General features: G+C 56.6%; 18 protein-coding genes and 4 pseudogenes. 10 read left to right on the plus strand and 12 right to left on the minus strand.

Annotated elements, in window-relative coordinates; all coding sequences use genetic code 11:
- Positions 1-44: 44 nt before the first annotated feature.
- The 5 genes and pseudogenes from BLM14_RS21760 to BLM14_RS21780 all read right to left on the minus strand — a co-directional run bounded on the left by BLM14_RS21760 (position 45) and on the right by BLM14_RS21780 (position 4581).
- Positions 45-1475, minus strand: a complete 1431-nt coding sequence (locus BLM14_RS21760) for an ISKra4 family transposase (protein WP_237143627.1) — start codon at positions 1473-1475, stop codon at positions 45-47.
- A 314-nt stretch (positions 1476-1789) separates the two neighbouring features.
- Positions 1790-2509: a HoxN/HupN/NixA family nickel/cobalt transporter gene (locus BLM14_RS21765; RefSeq protein WP_100001948.1), complete on the minus strand. Its 720-nt coding sequence runs from the start codon at positions 2507-2509 to the stop codon at positions 1790-1792.
- Positions 2506-2943: a YqaA family protein gene (locus tag BLM14_RS21770; RefSeq protein WP_100001949.1), complete on the minus strand. Its 438-nt coding sequence runs from the start codon at positions 2941-2943 to the stop codon at positions 2506-2508. Before BLM14_RS21770 ends, BLM14_RS21765 begins: the two co-directional genes overlap by 4 nt.
- A 26-nt stretch (positions 2944-2969) precedes the next feature.
- A pseudogene (locus tag BLM14_RS21775) lies at positions 2970-4288 on the minus strand (MFS transporter).
- Between the two features lie 14 nt (positions 4289-4302).
- The gene (locus BLM14_RS21780; protein ID WP_100002192.1) at positions 4303-4581 is read right to left on the minus strand and encodes a metal-sensing transcriptional repressor; all 279 of its coding nucleotides are present in this window, start codon (positions 4579-4581) and stop codon (positions 4303-4305) included.
- Positions 4582-4779: 198 nt separating this feature from the next.
- Here BLM14_RS21780 and BLM14_RS21785 point away from each other — a divergent pair.
- The 6 genes and pseudogenes from BLM14_RS21785 to BLM14_RS21810 all read left to right on the plus strand — a co-directional run.
- Positions 4780-5093, plus strand: a pseudogene (locus tag BLM14_RS21785) (NAD(P)/FAD-dependent oxidoreductase); the annotation flags it as partial.
- Between the two features lie 518 nt (positions 5094-5611).
- Positions 5612-5935: a BufA1 family periplasmic bufferin-type metallophore gene (locus BLM14_RS21790; RefSeq protein WP_100001950.1), complete on the plus strand. Its 324-nt coding sequence runs from the start codon at positions 5612-5614 to the stop codon at positions 5933-5935.
- Positions 5936-5999: 64 nt separating this feature from the next.
- Positions 6000-6893, plus strand: coding sequence for an MNIO family bufferin maturase (gene bufB / locus BLM14_RS21795; RefSeq protein ID WP_237143628.1), 894 nt, complete (start codon positions 6000-6002; stop codon positions 6891-6893).
- Positions 6880-7680, plus strand: a complete 801-nt coding sequence (locus BLM14_RS21800) for an HvfC/BufC N-terminal domain-containing protein (protein WP_100001952.1) — start codon at positions 6880-6882, stop codon at positions 7678-7680. The genes bufB and BLM14_RS21800 overlap by 14 nt, the downstream gene beginning before the upstream one ends.
- Before the next feature lie 4 nt (positions 7681-7684).
- On the plus strand, positions 7685-8182 hold the full coding sequence (locus BLM14_RS21805; protein ID WP_100001953.1) for a DoxX family protein: 498 nt from the start codon (positions 7685-7687) through the stop codon (positions 8180-8182).
- A 90-nt stretch (positions 8183-8272) separates the two neighbouring features.
- Entirely contained in the window at positions 8273-8782 is a 510-nt protein-coding gene (locus BLM14_RS21810) for an OsmC family protein (protein ID WP_100001954.1), read from the plus strand.
- Between the two features lie 164 nt (positions 8783-8946).
- On the opposite strand, the gene BLM14_RS21815 is transcribed toward BLM14_RS21810, so the two are convergent.
- On the minus strand, positions 8947-9891 hold the full coding sequence (locus tag BLM14_RS21815; protein ID WP_100001955.1) for a ketopantoate reductase family protein: 945 nt from the start codon (positions 9889-9891) through the stop codon (positions 8947-8949).
- Positions 9892-9983: 92 nt separating this feature from the next.
- Between BLM14_RS21815 and BLM14_RS21820 the strand changes: the two genes are divergently transcribed.
- Complete coding sequence (locus BLM14_RS21820) at positions 9984-10700, plus strand: IS6 family transposase (protein WP_100001956.1); 717 nt, start codon at positions 9984-9986, stop codon at positions 10698-10700.
- Positions 10701-10746: 46 nt separating this feature from the next.
- Positions 10747-11106, plus strand: a pseudogene (locus BLM14_RS21825) (endonuclease/exonuclease/phosphatase family protein); the annotation flags it as partial.
- A gap of 490 nt (positions 11107-11596) precedes the next feature.
- On the opposite strand, the gene BLM14_RS21830 reads toward BLM14_RS21825, so the two are convergent.
- On the minus strand, positions 11597-12301 hold the full coding sequence (locus tag BLM14_RS21830) for a DJ-1/PfpI family protein (RefSeq protein WP_100001958.1): 705 nt from the start codon (positions 12299-12301) through the stop codon (positions 11597-11599).
- A gap of 253 nt (positions 12302-12554) precedes the next feature.
- Entirely contained in the window at positions 12555-12692 is a 138-nt protein-coding gene (locus BLM14_RS21840; protein ID WP_157929575.1) for a hypothetical protein, read from the minus strand.
- 1998 nt (positions 12693-14690) lie between these two features.
- On the opposite strand from BLM14_RS21840, the gene BLM14_RS21850 reads away from it, so the two are divergent.
- On the plus strand, positions 14691-15164 hold the full coding sequence (locus tag BLM14_RS21850) for a hypothetical protein (RefSeq protein ID WP_100001960.1): 474 nt from the start codon (positions 14691-14693) through the stop codon (positions 15162-15164).
- 1455 nt (positions 15165-16619) lie between these two features.
- Here BLM14_RS21850 and BLM14_RS21860 read toward each other — a convergent pair.
- From BLM14_RS21860 to BLM14_RS21870, 4 genes and pseudogenes are all read right to left on the minus strand, one after another.
- The gene (locus BLM14_RS21860; RefSeq protein ID WP_100001962.1) at positions 16620-17246 is read right to left on the minus strand and encodes a methyltransferase family protein; all 627 of its coding nucleotides are present in this window, start codon (positions 17244-17246) and stop codon (positions 16620-16622) included.
- Positions 17247-17470: 224 nt separating this feature from the next.
- Positions 17471-17890, minus strand: coding sequence for a hypothetical protein (locus BLM14_RS31205; RefSeq protein ID WP_133123870.1), 420 nt, complete (start codon positions 17888-17890; stop codon positions 17471-17473).
- A 141-nt stretch (positions 17891-18031) separates the two neighbouring features.
- Positions 18032-18334 carry a phosphatase PAP2 family protein gene (locus BLM14_RS21865; protein WP_100002193.1) on the minus strand — a complete coding sequence of 101 codons (303 nt, stop codon included), beginning with the start codon at positions 18332-18334 and terminating at the stop codon, positions 18032-18034.
- An 84-nt stretch (positions 18335-18418) separates the two neighbouring features.
- A pseudogene (locus BLM14_RS21870) lies at positions 18419-18701 on the minus strand (integrase core domain-containing protein); the annotation flags it as partial.
- 335 nt (positions 18702-19036) lie between these two features.
- On the opposite strand from BLM14_RS21870, the gene BLM14_RS21875 reads away from it, so the two are divergent.
- Positions 19037-19246, plus strand: coding sequence for a cold-shock protein (locus tag BLM14_RS21875; protein ID WP_100001963.1), 210 nt, complete (start codon positions 19037-19039; stop codon positions 19244-19246).
- Positions 19247-19526: the final 280 nt, after the last annotated feature.

Here is a 19526-nt window from a genome sequence, read left to right on the forward strand (position 1 = left end):
TTGCAGCCGCGATGAATGCCGAGAGACCGGTAATTTTTCTGGGGTCATGCGGCTCGGAGTAGCGGCGGTTTGGGCTTGAACAACGAGGGCACCTGAGGTTCTGGCTCTCGAAATCTTGCACGAAGCCGATCACGGAGTTCGCCGTTTATTTCGGCTGTCCGAACCTGCATCAACATGTGGGCACCGTGCTGGGACCAACGCATCTGTTGCTTCTTCACCATCCGCTTGGCGACCAGGGAGTTAACCGCCGACTCGGCAAGGGTGGTTGCGACGCGGAGGCCGGCGCGATAGCGGGCTCCGTAATTGATGATCGCACCGCGGTTCGAACGAATGTAGGTCAGAAGCTGCGAACCGAGGTTGTGGAGGCGCCCGGCGCAGAGATCGTCTTGGCGCAACACCTGCAATTGGGCGATGATCCTTTCGAGATCACGGATTGCGCGGTCGCCGCGCCCGTGCCACAGACGCCACTTCACCGCCTTAATATCCCTATCGATGGTGGGAAGATTCTCGACAAGATCAGACCGGGAGCGAACCAAATGATCAGCGATCTGTTGCATGGGCTGGACCTTCATGGCGATGTGGAACCAGTCGATGATATGTTTTGTCGGCGTCGGCATGGCGCGGGGTAGCCGCTTGAGGATTTCCGCGCCGTCGGAGATCACCGTGACGTCCCCAAGACCGCAGTATCCCTCCTTTCGGAGGGCTTGCAGGCTGCGATCCCGTATCTCGGACCGATCGGTGTTGCTGGTAACGAAGTAGCGGCCACCTACATCGCCGCGTCCGCATCGGGCCACGACGATTTCAAAGTTGCGGGCCATGTTGGGATCGGCACCGCGAATGTGAGCCGTGTCGACACTGATGACAAACTCCTTTCGGTGATCGCCAGGAAGCTGCATTTCCAGCTGACACTGGTCGGCAATTTCCGATCGTGACTGCCAAGCTTCCTCGACCAGCTGATCATCAAGCAGTCCGCCGATTCTGATCGTCCGGTTGCGCACGGTCGCGTGCGTCTCGGTCGGCTCGATGGGCAGGAATTCGGCGAGCATCCTGGCCGCCTGCCGGTATGGCAGCATGCTGCCAAGGCGAGCCGTCAGTTCCATCAGCTCGGGTGTCGCACGATCGGGGCAGATCTCCTTCAGCACAGTGAACCCACCCACCATCCCCGGGTAACAGTCCTGGCACAGCATCCATCGCGGGTTCCTGACTTCCACGGTGCCGAAGACCGTTCGAATGCGGCGCTTCGTATAGTCCTTGACTGGTCGAAAGGTCTGGCAGTCGGGACAGACCCGTCGAAAGAGCGCGTAGGTTTCCATCTCCTGGTTCACAACCGCACTCTGCAAGGATTTCATGATCGCCTTGCCGTCATCGATCGACAGCCCGATCTCGCCGTCGCGCAGTCGCTCCCAACTTTTGTTGACCTGGATCTGTTTCCGGCAAACCTCACCGAATTCGTTCCTGCCCTCGATCGTAATCATCCATTCCATCGCCATCGTTGCCTCCGTGAACAAAGCGACGATGGTGAACCATACGATGCTAACAATTGGTGGCTGAGGAGGTCACCCCAGAGAAATTACCGGTCTCGACGCAGGGTCATAAGCGCCTGCTGGGCGCCATCAGAGGGAGTGCAAAATTACGCCTCCCGCCTGCCCGTTGTTCCATGCTGTCCTCTCTTTTCAATTAAACTCCTTCCGTCCCAAGGGCGTTGATGCCGAACAAAGGATTTCACCGGGCTGTAGCCATCCGTAATTCTGAACGGCTTTGAGACGGCATAAGCACCGCAAACATCAGCTTAACGGATCAGGATTTCATGGATGGCAACCACAACCAGAATCATGCCCGCGACCCCCTCGATCGAACGCGAAATGCCGTCGATCAGACGTGGCCGGGTTTGGAATAAACGGATAAGCTGCCGGCTGAAGAAGACGGACGCGAATGCCACCGTCGACAAGGTCAAAGCAACGCCGATCATCATCATCGCGGCAAAGGCTACACCTACCTCGGGCGCGCCCCTAGTAATGGCGAACGTCATGACGAACAGCGTCAGCGGACAGGGTATGAGGCCAGCCATGAACCCGAACGCCGCTCCCTCTTCGGTGTCGTGGTGGTGTCCGGAATGGCGCAAGGCCCGCCAGAGCATCCACAGCCCGATCAACCCCAGAAGTCCACGGCTGATGCTTTCCAGCATCGGTGCGCGCCCGACGCTGCCAAGAGCAACCGAAACGAGCGGCAGTGAAAACGCCGCGATCACCACACCCAATGTGACGTGAGTGAACGATAACGCCATGGATGTCAGAAGCGCCCGGCCCATGCTGGCAGACGATCCGACAAGATAGGTGGCAAGGATTGACTTGCTGTGTCCGGGGGTCATGGCGTGAACCGCGCCGAACAGGATGCCCATCGGCAGGAAGGCAGCATAGGCGGTCCAGCTTCTGTCGACCGCAAACGCACTGATTTGCTGGCCGAAGGCCAGATAGATTTCGCGTTGGAACTCGATCACCCAGTGGATCATGACAATCCCATCCATCCTGTCGTCAGGCCAAGAACGATCAAATAGCGGCTAATCTTTGCGATCGCGACAAGCAGCAGAAAACTCCAGAGCGGTTCCCGCGCGACGACCGTCAGCGGATCGCCGACAATCGGCATCCAGCTGAGCAGCAAGGTCCATCTGCCATAGTGGTGGTACCATTTCGTGGCGCGCTCCAGACCCGACTTGCTGGCGGGGAACCAGGAACGGTCGTGAAAATGATCAATTCCACGGCCGAGCAGCCAATTTACGGTCGAACCTAAAATATTGCCTACGCTTGCCACCACGATGAGGACCGTCGTGGAATAGGCACCGCTGATCAACAGTCGTGCGAGCAGCGCCTCGGATTGCATCGGCACGATGGTCGCTGCAACGAACGCCGCAGCAAACAGCCCGCCATAGATCCCGATATCACCCATCTTGCGTGTTCGCTATTGTTGAGCGGTCAATAATCATGCGGCCACACGTCATGATGGCGGTCGATGACGAAAGGATGGGAATGCCGTGTTCCGGCCGTGACCATCCCTTCCCGCCAATGAGGATGGTCGGGGCCAAGTGCGTCGTGACTGTGTTCGATCGCTTCGGGATCCGCCGCAGGCCAGACGAGCGCGGCCAACAAAACCGAGAGGCCCGCGATCGCCGCCAGTACGATAAAAGTGAGCGGAAGCCCGAACGATGCACCAAACCATCCGGCCAGCGGATAGGTGATCAGCCAGCAGGCATGCAAAAGCGCGAACTGCGCCGCAAACAGCGCAGGTCTGTCTTCCGGTTGCGCCGACTTGCGGAGCAGTCGACCCGACGGTGTCTGCGCGATGGAATAGCCGATGCCGAGGACGAACCAGAGAACCAACAGCGGCTCGTAGAAAGGCACAAACATGCCGGCAATCAACGAGACAAACAGCAGGACAGTTCCCGCCAGCATGGCCAGACGGTCCGACACCGCATCAAGCAGACGCGGCAGAAACAGCGCCGCCAACATCGACCCGCCGCCGAATGCGGCCAGAGCCAGAGCAGTCGAGCGCTGTGTCAGACCAAACTCGGCTTGGACGATTACGACGGTGTTGACAATGACCATTGCCCCGGCTGCTGCGACGGCCAGATTGATAGCGAGCAATCCACGCAGACGCGGTGTCGCCAGATAAATGCGCATGCCCCGCGTCGTGCGGTCATAGATGCCGCGAGGCTCGGACGGTTTGGGGCTTGGGAGGGTGACCGACACGACGAGCGCCGCCGAGAAGAGGAACCCAATAACGGTGCCAGCGAACAGGCTGTGGAAACTGATGACGGTCAGCAATACCGCCGCCAACATGGGACTGACAAGGCTTTCCAGATCGTAAGCCAGACGTGACAGCGACAGCGCACGCGTGTAATCCTGCTCATCCGGCAAGACGTCGGGGATCGTCGCCTGGAAGGTCGGCGTGAAAGCGGCCGAAGCCGACGCAGGACAAAGATCAACACGTAGACTTGCCAGATTTCGGAGACGAACGGCAGTGCAACCGCCACGAGCGCTCGGACGAGGTCGAGGCCGACAAGCATGGCGCGGCGCGGCAGTCTCTCGGCAAATGCCGCAGCAATAGGGGCAATACCGACATAGGCGATCATCTTGATCGCGAGGGCTGTACCAAGGACGGCGCCTGCGTTCTTGCCCGCCAGATCATAGGCAAGCAGTCCGAGGGCAACGGTCGCTAGCCCCGTACCGATAAGGGCTATGACCTGCGCGGCAAACAAATGGCGGTATGTCCGGTTATAAAGAACGGAAAGCATCGTCGGTTACAGCCTTAAAGATATTTCGTGATGGTCTTGAATTCATCGACCGGACCGCGCCGATCGGCCGACATGGCACCAACGACTTCTTCCAGGCAATGGTCGAGGTGATCCTGAATCAGCGTCTTCTTGGCCTGGTTGATTGCTTTTTCGACGGCATGCAATTGCTGGGCGATATCGACACAGGGGCGGCCCGTCTCGATCATCCCGATGACACTCTTCAAGTGACCGTCCGCCCTTTTCAGGCGGGTGGCGACGTCTTTGTGGTGAGAATGCTTTTGATCGTTGCTCATGCCCATCGTTATCCTCCCTATGGGGATATGGTCAAGTGATGGAACTTGAGTTGCGTCACTTTGCGAATGGGTATGTCGTGTTTCTCCAACCGGGTTCGTTGCCTGCGAGTCACGGTTACCGTTTCAGGACCGGCGAGCCACAGTCAGACGAGTCCAGCCGTGCGTGATATCTGAACAATAAGCGGTCGGAAGGTGAAGCCAATTGTGGAACTCCTTGGCAAAGCGCCCGAGCTTGAGGCCGTCAGGCTGAGTGATGACAGGGTCGTGCCCATAGAGGCTGTCTTCACAGCGCCGAAGACACACATGGCCAGCTCGTTGGCGGAGCAACTCGGCTGCGCCTTCGATGAGGGACCACTTGGCGCTTTCATTCGCGTGGACGACCATAAGCAAACTACGGCTGCGGGCGTGCAGCTGGCGACGCAGCAAGCCCGATGGCCAATGCCACTTTAGCGTCTGCTGCAGGTGTGATGGCGGGCGTCGGAGCGCATCAGTCTCTCTTCATCAGAAACTGAAACATGGCAGGCGTTGATGGCTAGAGTGGATCGCAATCTGGACGGGTCTTCCTCAAACGCGCAATATAGGATCGCGCAAGCGCTGAACTCCTACGAGCGGGAATGCTGCCCCCGACGCGTCCATCCACCACGCACTTTGAGGAAGGCCCAATTAAACACACGCGACATGCGGAACGCTTCTCAAACCAAAAGAAGGTGATTGCTGCGTCTTCTCCTATGGTGACGCGCCGTGCTGATCCGGGAGGAAGCTTGGGAGGGCAAGCGGGATCCTGTCGGGGTGAAGGTTGCCATGCCTGACAAGGTGCCCCTGCTGCAAGCACATGACATGTCCTGACAAGCGTTGGCCGCAGTAATTGGGAAAATATCGGATTCGACACGCCTCGCATCGAGAGTATCGTCAGGGTGCTGGCGGTTCACGACGTCGTGAATTAGCAGCTTGTAACCTTCTTCGCTCCCGACCGAATTGCCCTGTGTGCGCATGATGAACCGGCGCATGCAACCCAAGGGAGATGATAGCCATGTCAACGCGATCAACCGTAAGCGCAGCTGCATTGGCGAGCGCTGTATCATTCGCGCTTTCCTCATTTGCAATGGCAGCACCGCTGACCCCAGAACAGGTAAAGGCGGCGATGGATGCGGGCAAGGAGAAGTGCTTCGGAGTGGCCCTTAAGGGCCAGAACGATTGTGCCGCCGGTCCCGGTACAACCTGCCAGGGCACTTCCACCATCGACTATCAGGGCAATGCCTGGAAATTCGTCGATGGCGGAACCTGCACCACAATGCAACTGCCCGGTGACAAGAAGGGTGCTCCAGAGGCGCTGACCCGCGATATTCCATCATAAGAGCATAAAACACCGGAGAGTGGAGGCTGAGATGGGCACATTAGCAGCACGGCCCGAGCTTCGCATGTCACAAGCTGTCCGCTTTCCGGAACATGCCATTGCGGCGCGGGTGGGCACCAGTTTCAAACACGAGCATTTGGCGGCGATCCTCAATGACAATTTGTATGCGGGCTTCTTCGAAGTCCACGCAGAGAATTATATGGGCTCCGGCGGTCCACCGCATCATGCGCTTGCCCGTATCCGGAGTGACTACCCTGTCTCGCTTCACGGCGTGTGCATGTCGATTGGCGGGCCGCAGCCACTGGAGAAGTCGCATCTCGGACGGTTCAAGGGACTGATCGAACGCTACGAGCCAGCGCTCGTATCCGAGCACCTTGCCTGGTCGACGCATAACACGACCTACTTCAACGATCTGCTGCCACTGCCCTATACGGAAGCCACTCTTGCCCGCGTTGCCGACCATCTCGACGAGGTGCAGGAGACCATCGGCCGTCCGATACTGCTGGAAAACCCGTCAACCTACCTGGTCTTTAATGAGTCCACCATGAGCGAGACGGATTTCATCAGGGGGCTTGTCAGGCGCACAGGCTGCGGTCTGCTGCTCGACGTCAACAATGTCTTTGTTTCCGCCGCCAATCTCGGTTTTTCCGCACTGGATTATCTGGCCGACTATCCCCTCGAACATGTCGGCGAAATTCACCTGGCAGGGCATGCCGAACAGCAGGACGATGAGGGGGCGCTCCTTCTCATCGACAGCCACGATGGACCGGTGGCCGACGCCGTCTGGAAGCTCTTCGACATCGTGATCAGCCAATGCGGCCCTGTTCCCAGTCTTGTCGAATGGGACAGCACCATCCCCGAGTGGCCTGTCCTCAAGGCGGAGGCGCGCGCGGCGCAAGTTATTCTTGATCGCCACGCCCAGAGTATCATGCCTGGAACAACCCATGGCGCGGCTTGATTTTTCCATTCCAGACTTAAGTGGCATCCCATCCTATGCGGCGGCTTTTGCTTTGCCGCTGCTTGACCCTGACCATGCAACGCCTGTCAAGGTTTCCGGACCCAACGGAAAGGCCGCGGCGAGGCGCTACAATGTCTATCGCAACAACGTTACGGTCAGCCTCATCGAGGCTCTGGCAGCAACATTTCCGGCAACGCGGCGCATAACCGGCGAGGACTTTTTTCGGGCACTGGCACGCTCGCATATTCGCGCCAGTCCGCCGACCTCACCGCTGCTGTTCGAGTATGGCCGCGACTTTCCCGCATTCATCGAGCGATACGAATATGCCCAGTCATTGCCCTGGCTGGCGGACGTCGCGCGCATCGAACGCGCCTGGCTTGATGCTTATCACGCCGCCGACGTTCCGCCCCTTTTACCGCAGGACTTGGCATCGATTCGGCCCGAGCGGCTTGGAGAGATCGTTCTTGTTCCGCATCCGGCAACGCGGATTGTCTTTTCGCCTTACCCGGCGGTCAGTATTTTTGCGGCAAACCGCAGCAGCGGCCCGGTCGGGCCAATCGAAGCCACCGGACCGGAAGCTGCTCTGGTGACCCGGCCGGCGCTCGAAGTCACCGTTCAAATCCTGCCGCCTGGCGGCTTCACCTTCCTGGACCACCTCATCAAAGGGGAAACGTTCGGTGAGGCCGTTGCGGCAGCAACTGCAGCATCTGCGGAATTCAACCTGTCCGCCAATATCGTTGGAATGCTTCAGGCCGGGGCATTTACCGCGATCCATCAGGGAGATTGAGGGAATGACCGTTCATAAGGACATTGGCAACAGGCCCCCAAAGGGACTACGCGGATTGTTTGAGCGGGCAAACCGCCTCATTGCCGGGGTTGCCCCACCATCCTTGACCCAGCTTGTATTGCGCATCGGACTCGCGGTGCCTTTCTGGAGGTCAGGCATCAACAAGTGGGACGGTTTTCTGCAGTTGAACGATGTTGCGGTGCTGCTGTTCAGCTCGGAGTTCAAGTTGCATTTGCCGGGCGGCCCATATCCATTTCCTGCACCGGGCATCTTTGCCTTTGCAGCCGCTTGCGCAGAGATTGTTCTGCCGCTGCTTCTCGTTGTCGGCCTCGCGACACGGTTTGCCGCCCTCGGTTTGCTGTTGATGACGCTGATCGTTGAGCTCACAGTTCCCGAAGGCTGGCCGCTTCATGTTACATGGGCGGCAATGGCGCTCGGAATTATGGCCTGGGGACCGGGACGGTTTTCACTTGATAGTTTGCTGACACGGAGCAACCCTTGAGAGAGGCCGGCTTCCCTGGTGTTCGATCAAGCCCCGACAACTTCTTCGATAAGCTAAAAGAACAGCGGCCGACAAAAAGGGAGAACCAGCATGGATGCCACAACACTGCGCGCCGTTCAGGCGCCGATCAAGGAGCGTTACAAAACCCATCCGAAGGACGCATACATCACGCTGAAGGCGCATGGCACGCTCGATGATCAAAACATCGCCTGCAAAGTGGAAACTGGACGCCTTCTCGCAGTCGCGGGCCTGCATCCCGCGACGGGGGGAACCGGCCTGGAACTGTGCTCCGGTGACATGCTGCTCGAAGCACTCGTCGCCTGCGCCGGTGTGACCTTGAAGGCAGTGGCGACGGCGCTGGAGATTCCGCTTCAATCCGCAGCCGTTTCGGCCGAAGGTGATCTCGATTTCCGCGGCACTCTCGGCGTTGCCAAGGATGCTCCGGTTGGCTTTGCGCAAATCCGCCTAACCTTCGACGTTGAAACGAACGCACCGCAAGACAAGCTCGACCAGCTTCTCAAACTTACCGAACGCTACTGCGTGGTGTATCAGACCATTCGCAACGGACCGCCCGTAGAGGTGATACTGCGGCGTTCGTGATGTTCTGTTTCTTGTTGAAGGCTCTTGTTCGAAAGAGACGTGGTCGAAGTCTGGACCCAAGGAAGACGTTGCCTTGGTCAGAGTTGACCTCAAAGCTGCCGATTGTCGCGATCTTCGGAGCGCCGCCGTGAACCATCGGGCGAAATCACTCACATCTGACCGAACTAAGAAGCCGGCGCGCGCACCGCGCCTGCGTTCCCGGATGCGTAAATGCTCAGGATGCTGGCGACCGCCCGGTTCATGGCTGTTGGTATGCCCAGTTCCTCTCCCAAGGCGGCGACTCCGCCACTCAGCCACGCCAACTCCATCCGCTTGCCGCGAACAAGATCATGGTGCATCGACGATGTCATCGAAGCTGGAAGTGTATCGCAAAAGGCCAGCCGGTCCTCGGCAAAGTCCGGAGCGAGGGGCACGCCTTTTGCCCGCCCGACGGCAACCGTTTCATTCATAATGTCGAACAAGAGGGCACGGGCAGCGGGATTTTCCCGGATTGGTCCAATGGTCTGGCGGATAGCCGACGTTGTTGCCGACAGTCCGACGAGAAAGACGTACTTCTCCCAGATCAGCCGCTCAATCTCATTGCTGATATCGGCGTCGATGCCGCCGGCGATGCAGGCTTGATGGAAGGCTTCAATTCGGACGGTGCGGGTCCCGTCATATTCGCCGAAAACGATGCGTTGCATTGTTCCGTCGTGGCGGATGATCCCCGGCTCGGCGATTACGGCTGCGATACAGCAGAGTCCACCGATGACCGCTTCGGGTGGTACGTGCTTGCGCAAGACCTCGTCCTTATGAACGCCGTTCTGCAAGGAGAGGATCGCCGCGCCGTGTTCAGCCAATGGCTTGAGTGTGGTGGCAGCTAGTTCCGTGTCCCATAATTTCACGCCGACGATGACAAGGTCAACCTCAGCGACTTTGCTGATATCGTCAACCGCTTTGATGTCCTGCAGATGGATGTCACCATGTTGGCTGATTACACGCAGCCCGTCCCTTTGAATGGCTGCAAGATGGGCGCCGCGCGCGACGAAGGTCACATCCGCACCGCCGGCCGCGAGTCGTGCCCCAAAATAACCACCGACGGCTCCTGCGCCGAGAATCGCAATACGCATGATCGTGCCTCCAAGAAATGAGAATGGGGTCATACATCGAGAAGGCACCGTAACGTTAACTGGAGGCTGATGGAAATGTCGGAAGATGCGGCATGAAAAGCTCCTGCCGTGATCCGCTCTATCGTCGCCATCGCTTTCCCGCCGAGATAATTGCACATGCAGTCTGGCTCTACTTCCGCTTTCCACTGAGCCTGCGCATGGTCGAGGATATGCTGGCCGCCCGGGGCATCATTGTCAGCCATCAAACGATACGAGCATGGGCAGAGAAATTCGGACGACGCTTCGCCAACGAGATCCGGCGAAGGTCGGCCGGTCGACTTGGTGACAAGTGGCACCTCGACGAGGTTGTTGTTACAATTGCGGGCAAGAGACGCTGGCTCTGGCGCGCTGTTGATCAGGACGGCTTCGTCCTCGATGTTCTGCTGCAAAGCCGAAGAAATGCAAAAGCTGCAATACGCTTGATGCGCAAGCTTCTCAAAAAGCAGGGCCACGTGCCGCGCGTCATGATCACTGACAAACTTCGATCATACAACGCCGCGAAACGGCAGGTCATGCCGAGTGTGGAGCATCGCTCACACAAAGGCCTCAACAACCGGGCCGAGAATTCACATCAACCCATCCGAAGACGAGAACGAATGATGAAGTGCTTCAAGTCAACGCGACAGCTTCAGCGTTTCGTTTCCATCCACGATCCTGTCGCCAACCTGTTCCACTTTCCCCGCCACGGCATTTCATCTTCTGACCATCGCCACCTACGAAATGCCGCTATGCACACCTGGCGGCAGATCGCTCATCTCGACACCGCCTGACAACAGGAAAATGAGAGCGCTATCCAACCTGGCTACTTTAACTTTACGATGCCCGCAGGCCCAAGCGTTTATCGAGCTCATCCGTCGCGTCTGGTGTTCGGGTGAAAGGCTGGTCGTATGTGGCGATTTCAACTTGCTTCCGAGAAGCTCGACATTCGAAATTCTCCGAGCCCTTGGTCTCATCGATCTGGTGACGACCGGCGGCTTTACCGATACGCGGACCTCCCAATACCCAAAGCAGGATCGTTATGCCGACTATCTGCTGGTGTCTCCGAACGTGAAGGTCGTCGACTTCGAGGTCGTTGCAGAACCCGAAGTGTCCATCGGCCTCTCTTGCTTACGGCCGCTGAGTAGACATAACCGTTTGAGACCTGCAAATATCATCGTGCCGTCGCATTGGCGCTAGGCCACGGTCTTGCCCCTCGTCGCGCCGGTCGGCGCGCGCCAACGGTTCTGCTAGCAGCTGACTTTCTGGTGTCCGTAGGCCGGATCACAGGAAGCCCACTCTACACTGGCTTGCTCGCCAGGGCCCTTGCTCCCGGACTCCGCCAGGCAGAGCGATCGCCGCCAGCGTGCCGATCGCGGTCATCGCACTAGAGACGGCCCGGAAGCCGTGGGTACGCTCCGCAAGGCGATTTCATCGGAATGCCCCATCCGGCGCAATTCAAGTAGCGGGTAGAATTCGACAGAACCTTGTTTCATGAACTTGCTCATAATGCCGATGTCCGGTTTATGCCGAACATGCTGCGAATAAACCAGACACATTGCGGATCTGGTATTTAAATCGCGGCATAAATCTGCTGGCTGTAGCCGCGGCAAGGGCGTCCAGTGCTAAGTAGCAAATGTCACTAGAGGCAATTTACGGCTCGTTCGGACCGAGGGTCCGCCGCTCAATGCTAGACGAGACGAGATTCTCGCCGAAGCTTGGATATTGCGCCAAGATCGATGTCTCTTATCTGATCTGCTAACGCGGATGGCGCTTCCAATGCCTTAACTATAGCGGGATCGGCAGTCATCGGCGATCCCGCGAATGGAGGTTCAGGAGCATACTCCATCATTAACTGGATTTTACGCGCGACATCTTCACCTGCCAGTTCGGCGGCCATGACCAATCCAAGATCGATACCTGCCGTCACACCGCCGCCAGTGGCTCTTGTCCGGTCAAACACAACACGCCGACTTGCGGGAATTGCTCCGAAAGCGGAGAGTCGGTGCAGCGCCGTCCAGTGAGTGGTGCACTGGTAACCCTGAAGTAGACCAGCGGCGGCAAGCACCAATGTGCCTGTACAAGCCGCCATCAGGAACTGACAGCCGGGCTCCTGGCGCCGTAAAAAAGATAAAAGACGTTCGTCTTGCATCGCATCCAAATGGCCGGGCCCACCAGGAACAACCACGATGTCAAGCTGTGGGCATTCGTCAAGCAGCATTGTTGGGACGATACTGAGTCCGCTCGCACTTTCGACGGGGGCGTGTCCACTGGCCAGGAGGTGGCAACGTGTATCTGGTAGCCGCGTCAGAACTTCCCAAGGCCCAGTTAAATCAAGCTGGGTCATCCCGGCAAATAGGGTAAAGCCGATCTCACGAGTCGGTGCGTCAGACATGGAAGTGCTCCACCGTTTAGGGGACTAATACCCGCTTTGGCGAGCATGCGCATGGAAATACCAGTGAATGCAACATTTGGCGCCATCCGGCTAGTCCCGTCAGCGAACCTGCTTGACCGACCTCATGATGCTCTCGGACGTCGAGAGGCCTAGCCCCAGGTCCAGACATAGTTTGAAAAACTCGTCAGCGTGGGCTCTATCGAGATTTGCTTTGCGAGTGAGGTCCCGCGCGCACTTTCCAAGTGGAACGACATCACTTGAACTGACCCGTTGCGGATTGCCGCCCGTGCGTCGTCTTCTGCTGATGCAGAAAGTGAAGCCGATCGACGACCGCATCGTGCAACGCGATCAGGTCCGCTTCACTCAAGTTATCAACGTTGATCCCGTGCATTCTGGGCCTCTATCCAGAGCAATCGTCGCTCCGAAAAAGCGCCAATGCAATCGCGGATCACCGGCTACCCACAGCATCATTCAGCTAACAGAATTCTGGCCTTGCCACCCAATTTGCCCCGCGTACCTATAGCTGTAACTGGGGCAGATGTCCGGTGTGGGTTCTGGCTAACGATTTCAATTTGAAGCGATAAGCCAGAAATCGGTGCTAAACTTTTGCTTCCGCATTTCAATTCTGAGAGAGCAACGGTCGCGCAAACTTATATAAAACAGTGGATTAAGGGAAAATTACTGCAGAACATTGCGCAATTTTGGTATTTCGCCGCAATATCCGAAGAACTACCAATTCGAGGCCATGCGCCTGAGCGACTTTATAGCGCTATCGGGTTATATCTGCCCCAAACGAAAGCGCGTAGACTTCGCTGGATTACAAACTATGGAGGGGTTCGTGAACAAGCGTCTCGTTGCCGTAGCGCCCTTGTGCAGCATTTTACTCTGCACCAGCGCGCAAGCTACCTCGGATAAGCCACGCTCGATTGCCGCCTGCACAGCGGCATTGGAAAAAAAAGGCATCAAGGCGGACAGACTTTCCGAAATATCGACGGAAGTCAGGCGGAACGGCTGCTGCGCAAAGGTCACGGGAAGTGTAAACAGCGCCAGAAACCCGGGCGCGAACTTTGTTTGTAGGACCCGCGACAACGCCGTGTACAGCCTCAGGATCCGCCGGGAGGCGAAGAGACCTTGACTGGTTCTTAAGTAGGCACTTGTACACAGCTTCGAGTATCGCGTTAGACCCTTCTGCCGGCCGATATAAATGTTGGCTTCTCGGGCCGCCTCCATAAGGCAGTTCGAGTCTCAGTGCAAGTGATCCTGCCTTCCAATGCGTCCAGACACGTCTGTTTCGCTGCAGGCAGCATCAACACCAGCCTGGCAGACTTTGCCGACAGTTATGCTCTCAAGTGGTGACAGCTGCAGAATTTCACCTCGCCTTACTGGGGCGACGACAAGAACTGTTCCAAATCATACGCTAAGGTAGAACGAAAAAAGAACGCGCATACGTGACCGGCGACGGCTGTCGCACTGCATTTAATCAAGGTCTTCCTCAAAGTGTGTGGTGCTCGGCTTGAACGATCGCCCGAAAACACTTCTCCCTGCGCACACCGGACGCATCAGGTAGCTGAAATTGTTCACCTCGACGGCCTGCCAGCGCGCCTGATGAAGCATCTTGGCATTCCAGTCAGCGACGACACCATATCGCAGCAGTTTAAGCGCAATATCACCGCTGTGGCACCCAGGTAGGTGTTGAAGCTGGCCCAAGACTGTGACTTTGGGCCATTCTGGCGGATTTGGAACGCAACGAAGCTGTCGATGACCTGTCAGACCGCCCGGCTTCAGGGCGCCAGTTTGTAAAGCAAAATCACCACACACTTTGAGGAAGACCCCTTAAATGCGAGATGACGACCAGGTTCGTTCGATGGTATTTGATGTCGAGGCGTGACGTCGGTTCTCAATTTGGCGACCGATCCGGTCGACGGTTATAAGCAAGCGGTCGTCCTTTTGATTAGTCCGGAGCAAGGCGACTCTAGCGAAGTCATCGATACCAGTGTCAAACAACGCCGCTTTGAGCAGCGGACGCTTCTGGACCACTGCAATCGCGGCGAGACAGACTCGTTGGCTAAGAGGCTGCCGATTGTGCGACACCCGAGTTGATGGAGCTTACTGCTCTCCTCGGAAGCATCCTCTAGCAGTTTGATACGTCCTTAGTGGAACACGACACATCCTGCCGGCGCACCGCTATCACGACCGAGTGAGGCTGGATTGTGGCATGTCCAGTGTCGGGAAAATTATCTTTAATTAATTAGAAATAGCGACGGCTAGCCTCTAGGCTCTCGGGCAGGCCGAGAACTGCCGGCGATGGATGACCACCGCGACGCGACGGAACTGGACGGCCTGCCAACGGAAGGACGATTGGTCCTCCACCTTTCGGGAGATGCAAGAAATGCGCTCTTTGATCTTTAAAACGGCGCTCGCCGCCATCCTTATCTCTACCCCTCTCGCAACCGCCTATGCGGCCTCCCATGATTCACACGATTCACACGGGTCGCGCGCCTCCGGCGAGTTTGATAGTCACGATCATGACCGTCGCGATTATAGGGCTTTGTACGACCTCGACGATGACCCTGTTGTGAATGAAGTGACGCCGATGCCGACCTTCGTCTCCGACACCCGGTTGAACACGATCCTCGGAGAGCTCCATGCCGCCGACGGTCGTATCATGGCTGACCGCGGGCGTAGGATGCTCAACCCCGCGGAAGTTCGCGGTCTCCGTTCGAAGGAAGCCATGATCCGCGGAGAAGCGGTCCGGACGGCGGCTCTGAACGGCGGCGTCGTACCCGGCATGCGTTATCACGTGATACAGCGTCAGATCGCCAATCTCGATACAACAATCTCACGCGACGCCCGCCACGTCTGATCACTAACCTCCATTGCCCGGTTGATCAAAGCAGGACGTGAAACCCTCGCCGGTTTGACTGGTGTTGAAATTCAAGGAATGCCGAGAACAACCGGGCAAGAATTAAAAGAAAACGATATCTGCCAGCAGCCCTACGATGCGCATGCTGCCTCCGGCTTCTACGTATCACTCCTTCCCGAGCTCGTGCGGAACAGCGGAGCGCTGAGCGCACCAAGGGGCAGAGCCCAAAGCCCTTGTTTTCTGAAATGGGCGCAGGTGCGAAAAAAGGTGGGATGGAGCGATTGGCCCACAGCTATTGTGCAATGCGACAATTTGCACCCTATTATGCAGAGTCGTGTTGCCACGAATTTGAGCGGTGCGGGTTCTATCCTCCCGGAAGCCCCGCCATCAAATGCACTGCACCTCTCAGGACCGCTGCTCTCCTCCTCCCTGCAGCGGTCGTTTTTATGCGTCAACGCGGCGCAAGCGCAACGGAATCATCTCTCAACCGCAAAAAAAACGGGCGACGACATCAGCCGAGGCTCCAGGATCGTCGTCCCGTATCCACCGCCATCCGGCATCGCTGTGGAACGGGTCGCCGATGTAGAGCCTTTTGGAAATTGGATAACCGTGGCGCCAGAGCCAGTTCAGGCGAGCCTTCCGGCTCAGGCCGAAGGTTCAGCGGGCGGTCGATGCTTTGCTGGAAGAGATGGCCAGTCCGGCGAAGTTTTAAATCAGCTCACTAGCGCGTCGTAAAGCCAGTCGGAGCCCATCGCAAGAGCAACTGAAGCAACCACAAAGACTAGTAGGATGAACTCCGCCTGATCCAAGTGCGGCATGTGGTTGTGATGAGGACCTTTACCAAAGTTCAGCATAAATGCCTCCGTTAAAAGGAGTTCATATTATAGCATCTTCTTGAAGCCTAAATATTCAAAATTTCGCGATCCTACCATCAGGACTTTGGTGCATGAATAATTTCTGGACGTTCGGCGATACAAACGGCTGGAGCAAGCCATGGCTCAGTGGAAAGCCGTCAGCGGCCAGATTGTCTGAAACAGTCAGCACGTGCCTTAATATGCCTGTCCTGCAAACAAGGTGACAACGCCGCCTGGTTCAACGGCAACAAGGCTGTGCAAATAACAGCATAGAATATATGTGAAAGCATTCGCCCCTTTCGGGCAAAACAGTTGGCGGAGTGACCATGGCGTGATGTGCAACAAGACGGCTTGGACCGTATGAGCCGGAGAACCCGTGGCGTTGTCTTGCGCAATAAAGCGCGTCAACGTGAGAGGGACCGGATCAAGCGGAAAACGTCAGGCCAGCGGTCATGACGTACCGCAGGCGAAGGCCGGAGACATGACTGCACCCGACCCGCCAAGCTTCAACATCTCCCAAAATCACCTTGCCAAACGGGCGCCATCCAGACATGACAACGCCAGGTAAAGTTGTCGTCGGCGGTATACCTAGATCTTGGGATCAATATAGCCAAAAATACGTTGGCAGATAACCGGTGGTCTGGAGGTATTCGATGCCCTCGATGGCCGGAAAGATCGCCAGGAAATAGAGGGCATCGAAGAATGTGCTTCCTAACGCTTTCGTGGAGAATCTGTGTTCATGCTCGTCCTGATACAGCCATGGCTTTGGCCAGTACCGCGGCGTTCTGGCTACATATGCTTCGAACTCCGGGCCAAATTTGTCCCGAAGAAACGCCTCTTCCTTTCGGGCGGTCTCCCTGAACACCGCATAGGTGCCGAAACCCAGGCATGCGGCAACGATTATCGATCCAAACATGAGGCCGATGCCGAATGCTCCGATAGTCGAAAACAGATATAGAGGATTGCGAGTGACCGAGTATGGCCCGCTTATCGCCAACTCGCTGTTCTTCCGGCCTCCCACATATAAGATGCTCCACAATCTCCCGAATATGCAGACGAGGATCAGGACAAAGCCTGTCATCTCTACAACCTCGTGAAAGATAGATGCTTCATCCCAACCGGGTCGAGAGAACAACAGCGAGCCGATCGCCGCTATGCTTAATCCCTGGACGACCTGAAGTCTTTTCCGCTGATTGAATGGTTGCGGGGCAGTAGAAACGGACATCATGGTTCTTTCGACAGAGCTTTTGGCACTTGCGCCATACCGTCTATCCAATGTCGACGGATTTGTCAGAAGTGTGGCGCTGTCCCAGTTTGTCTACCATCCTTGTTTCTCGCAGAACAGTTTGAAATCCTTGCTGCATTAGCCCTCGCGAGTGTCGCAAGCCAGCGGCCATCAATTTGGCCATTTACAGGTCGCCTGCATTTGCCCAACAATTTGCGATAGTGCCCTCACAACGGCCTTCTATGAGAGATCCGCTGATCAGCAGATCGCAGAGGATAATCTTGGGTTATCAGCGTCGTCTTGGCTCCGAGGTTAATTACTTTCGCGTTGGCAGGTAAATTCGTCAAACCTCCGGCCGTCAAAATTTGATCGGCTGGAAAGACTTGCTCAACGGTCGAAAATCCAAATGCAAATTCGTCCATAGCTTCTGTCGTAAATGAGCCTATCAGGAGCGGGCTGCTGTTGGACGGTTTGTCGATCATAACGTCGGTTGGCCAGAATCGCAGCACCCGGCGACTGATTGGGTTGCTCAAATCCCGCTTGGTCAACGTCAGGGAAGCCGGCTTACCAAGATTGGTGTTTGGTAGGGAGGCAAGGTGTTCGAAAGGTTGACGCGTTGGAATGACGGAGAAATATATTCCGTCCACCCAACCGTGATCCGATTGCGTCCACCCTGATGAAAATCTTGGCCAAATCACCCGGTGGCAAGTCAGATTGCAGCGACAATGGCTCGCCGACATCGCCATCCAAAAGCGAGCGGGCTTCGGGCAGCGTCTTCCATCCGCCACTCAGCCAATCCTCGTGGTCATGGCCTGGATCTGGAGTTGGTTGGCATATTTGATCTTCGCTGTGTCAAAGGATGATCTGACATGAAACGGATAGACGATTGCCAACACCAGACCAAGTATTGCCGCCATTTTACCTACCGACCCTGCAATCGGTCGATCATGAATCACAAAAGCAAAAACCGAAACGACGCCGGTACCAAATAACAGACCTGCAAGAACGTCGCTTGGCCAATGCGCTTGAAGATACATTCGGGAAAGGGCGATCATTGTGACCACAAAGGCGGCGGCGGCGTAGATGGCCATGCGCCAGCGCGCCGACAAGTTGCGCGCGCATAGGACAGCAAGGGAGGAGGCAACCCCGAGCCTTCGGGCAGCGGGCTCGACATACAGGTGATCCTTTCTCTTTGTAACAGGATGGTGCCGTCCGAAGTAGACATCGGCCGGAGTGAGATTGCTGATGCTCTCATGATATCGGCGATGGTTGTAATGATCGACGAATGCGGCGATTTGCGCTTCGAGGTCTTCTGAGAAGAAGTAGTTCTCGAGCAGGATGCGGTTCTTCAGGGGTCTGGTGCCAGCGCTCGATCTTGCCTTGGGTCTGTGGGTGTCCGGGAGCACCGTGAGCCTGTCTGATAGACCGCTTTTCGAGCCATTCGCCCAGCTCGCCCGCGAACTCCTTCGACCAACTGTAAATAGAGGCTCTCGGCAATGCCCTCACGGCGGCAAAGCGCTGCGATGCGTGGACGCTGGTGTGTATTCACGGGGTACGATCCTTTTCCCACATGCTCAGGTGCTGGAGTCGGCATCCGCCGATCGGATCGGGCAGCAGGCGTTGACATTGGATTTTAATAACTGTAGTAATACCGCATTGAGTTTTGGATCGTTTGACTTTTGTTTCTTCGCGCCTTGAGCGTGCTCTAACGAACTTCCCCTTCAAAAATCGAGAATAGCGGCAAACGTGCATTTGCGCGGTGCTTATCTTTTATTGCTACGAAAGGGTTTGTTATGACCACTGGCACAGTTAAATGGTTTAATACTACAAAAGGTTTCGGTTTTATTCAGCCCGACAATGGCGGTGCGGATGCCTTCGTTCACATCTCGGCAGTCGAGCGCGCAGGAATGCGCGAAATCGTCGAAGGTCAGAAGATCGCCTACGAAATGGTTCGCGATGCCAAGTCGGGCAAGATGTCCGCAGAACAGCTTCAGGCTGGTTAATCAGCGTTGGCTTCCCTGGTGACCACGGATGTACTGGCACCGCGGGGAAGTAAATGCGAATGGAAGGTCAGGCTAAAAGCCTGGCCTTTTTTGTGACCTGCTTTCGCTTTGGGCGAGCCGGAACAAGGACACGACAATAATGGTAGAGAATTCGAAGAAGACACGTGATGCTGCTGAGTTGTCATTCAGCAAAACCCAGACCCAGGCCCTAACACGAAGCCGTATAATATCCGAACAGGATGCTCTCATCCAGGCGCGCGACATCAAAACCGCTCGATTG

Source organism: Phyllobacterium zundukense, from assembly GCF_002764115.1.
GTDB classification, from domain to species: Bacteria; Pseudomonadota; Alphaproteobacteria; order Rhizobiales; family Rhizobiaceae; genus Phyllobacterium; species Phyllobacterium zundukense.

Bases quoted from the DNA above. Each gene is read 5' to 3' on its own strand.
- BLM14_RS21860 (WP_100001962.1), bottom strand. From the start codon at position 17,246: ATGATGTCCGTTTCTACTGCCCCGCAACCATTCAATCAGCGGAAAAGA.
- BLM14_RS21840 (WP_157929575.1), bottom strand. From the start codon at position 12,692: ATGCACGGGATCAACGTTGATAACTTGAGTGAAGCGGACCTGATCGCG.
- BLM14_RS21815 (WP_100001955.1), bottom strand. From the start codon at position 9,891: ATGCGTATTGCGATTCTCGGCGCAGGAGCCGTCGGTGGTTATTTTGGG.
- BLM14_RS21765 (WP_100001948.1), bottom strand. From the start codon at position 2,509: ATGATCCACTGGGTGATCGAGTTCCAACGCGAAATCTATCTGGCCTTC.
- BLM14_RS21780 (WP_100002192.1), bottom strand. From the start codon at position 4,581: ATGAGCAACGATCAAAAGCATTCTCACCACAAAGACGTCGCCACCCGC.
- BLM14_RS21790 (WP_100001950.1), top strand. From the start codon at position 5,612: ATGTCAACGCGATCAACCGTAAGCGCAGCTGCATTGGCGAGCGCTGTA.
- BLM14_RS21865 (WP_100002193.1), bottom strand. From the start codon at position 18,334: ATGGCCATCTACGCCGCCGCCGCCTTTGTGGTCACAATGATCGCCCTT.
- BLM14_RS21820 (WP_100001956.1), top strand. From the start codon at position 9,984: ATGAAAAGCTCCTGCCGTGATCCGCTCTATCGTCGCCATCGCTTTCCC.
- BLM14_RS21875 (WP_100001963.1), top strand. From the start codon at position 19,037: ATGACCACTGGCACAGTTAAATGGTTTAATACTACAAAAGGTTTCGGT.
- bufB (WP_237143628.1), top strand. From the start codon at position 6,000: ATGTCACAAGCTGTCCGCTTTCCGGAACATGCCATTGCGGCGCGGGTG.
- BLM14_RS21805 (WP_100001953.1), top strand. From the start codon at position 7,685: ATGACCGTTCATAAGGACATTGGCAACAGGCCCCCAAAGGGACTACGC.
- BLM14_RS21800 (WP_100001952.1), top strand. From the start codon at position 6,880: ATGGCGCGGCTTGATTTTTCCATTCCAGACTTAAGTGGCATCCCATCC.
- BLM14_RS21760 (WP_237143627.1), bottom strand. From the start codon at position 1,475: ATGATTACGATCGAGGGCAGGAACGAATTCGGTGAGGTTTGCCGGAAA.
- BLM14_RS21810 (WP_100001954.1), top strand. From the start codon at position 8,273: ATGGATGCCACAACACTGCGCGCCGTTCAGGCGCCGATCAAGGAGCGT.
- BLM14_RS21830 (WP_100001958.1), bottom strand. From the start codon at position 12,301: ATGTCTGACGCACCGACTCGTGAGATCGGCTTTACCCTATTTGCCGGG.
- BLM14_RS21850 (WP_100001960.1), top strand. From the start codon at position 14,691: ATGCGCTCTTTGATCTTTAAAACGGCGCTCGCCGCCATCCTTATCTCT.
- BLM14_RS21770 (WP_100001949.1), bottom strand. From the start codon at position 2,943: ATGGGTGATATCGGGATCTATGGCGGGCTGTTTGCTGCGGCGTTCGTT.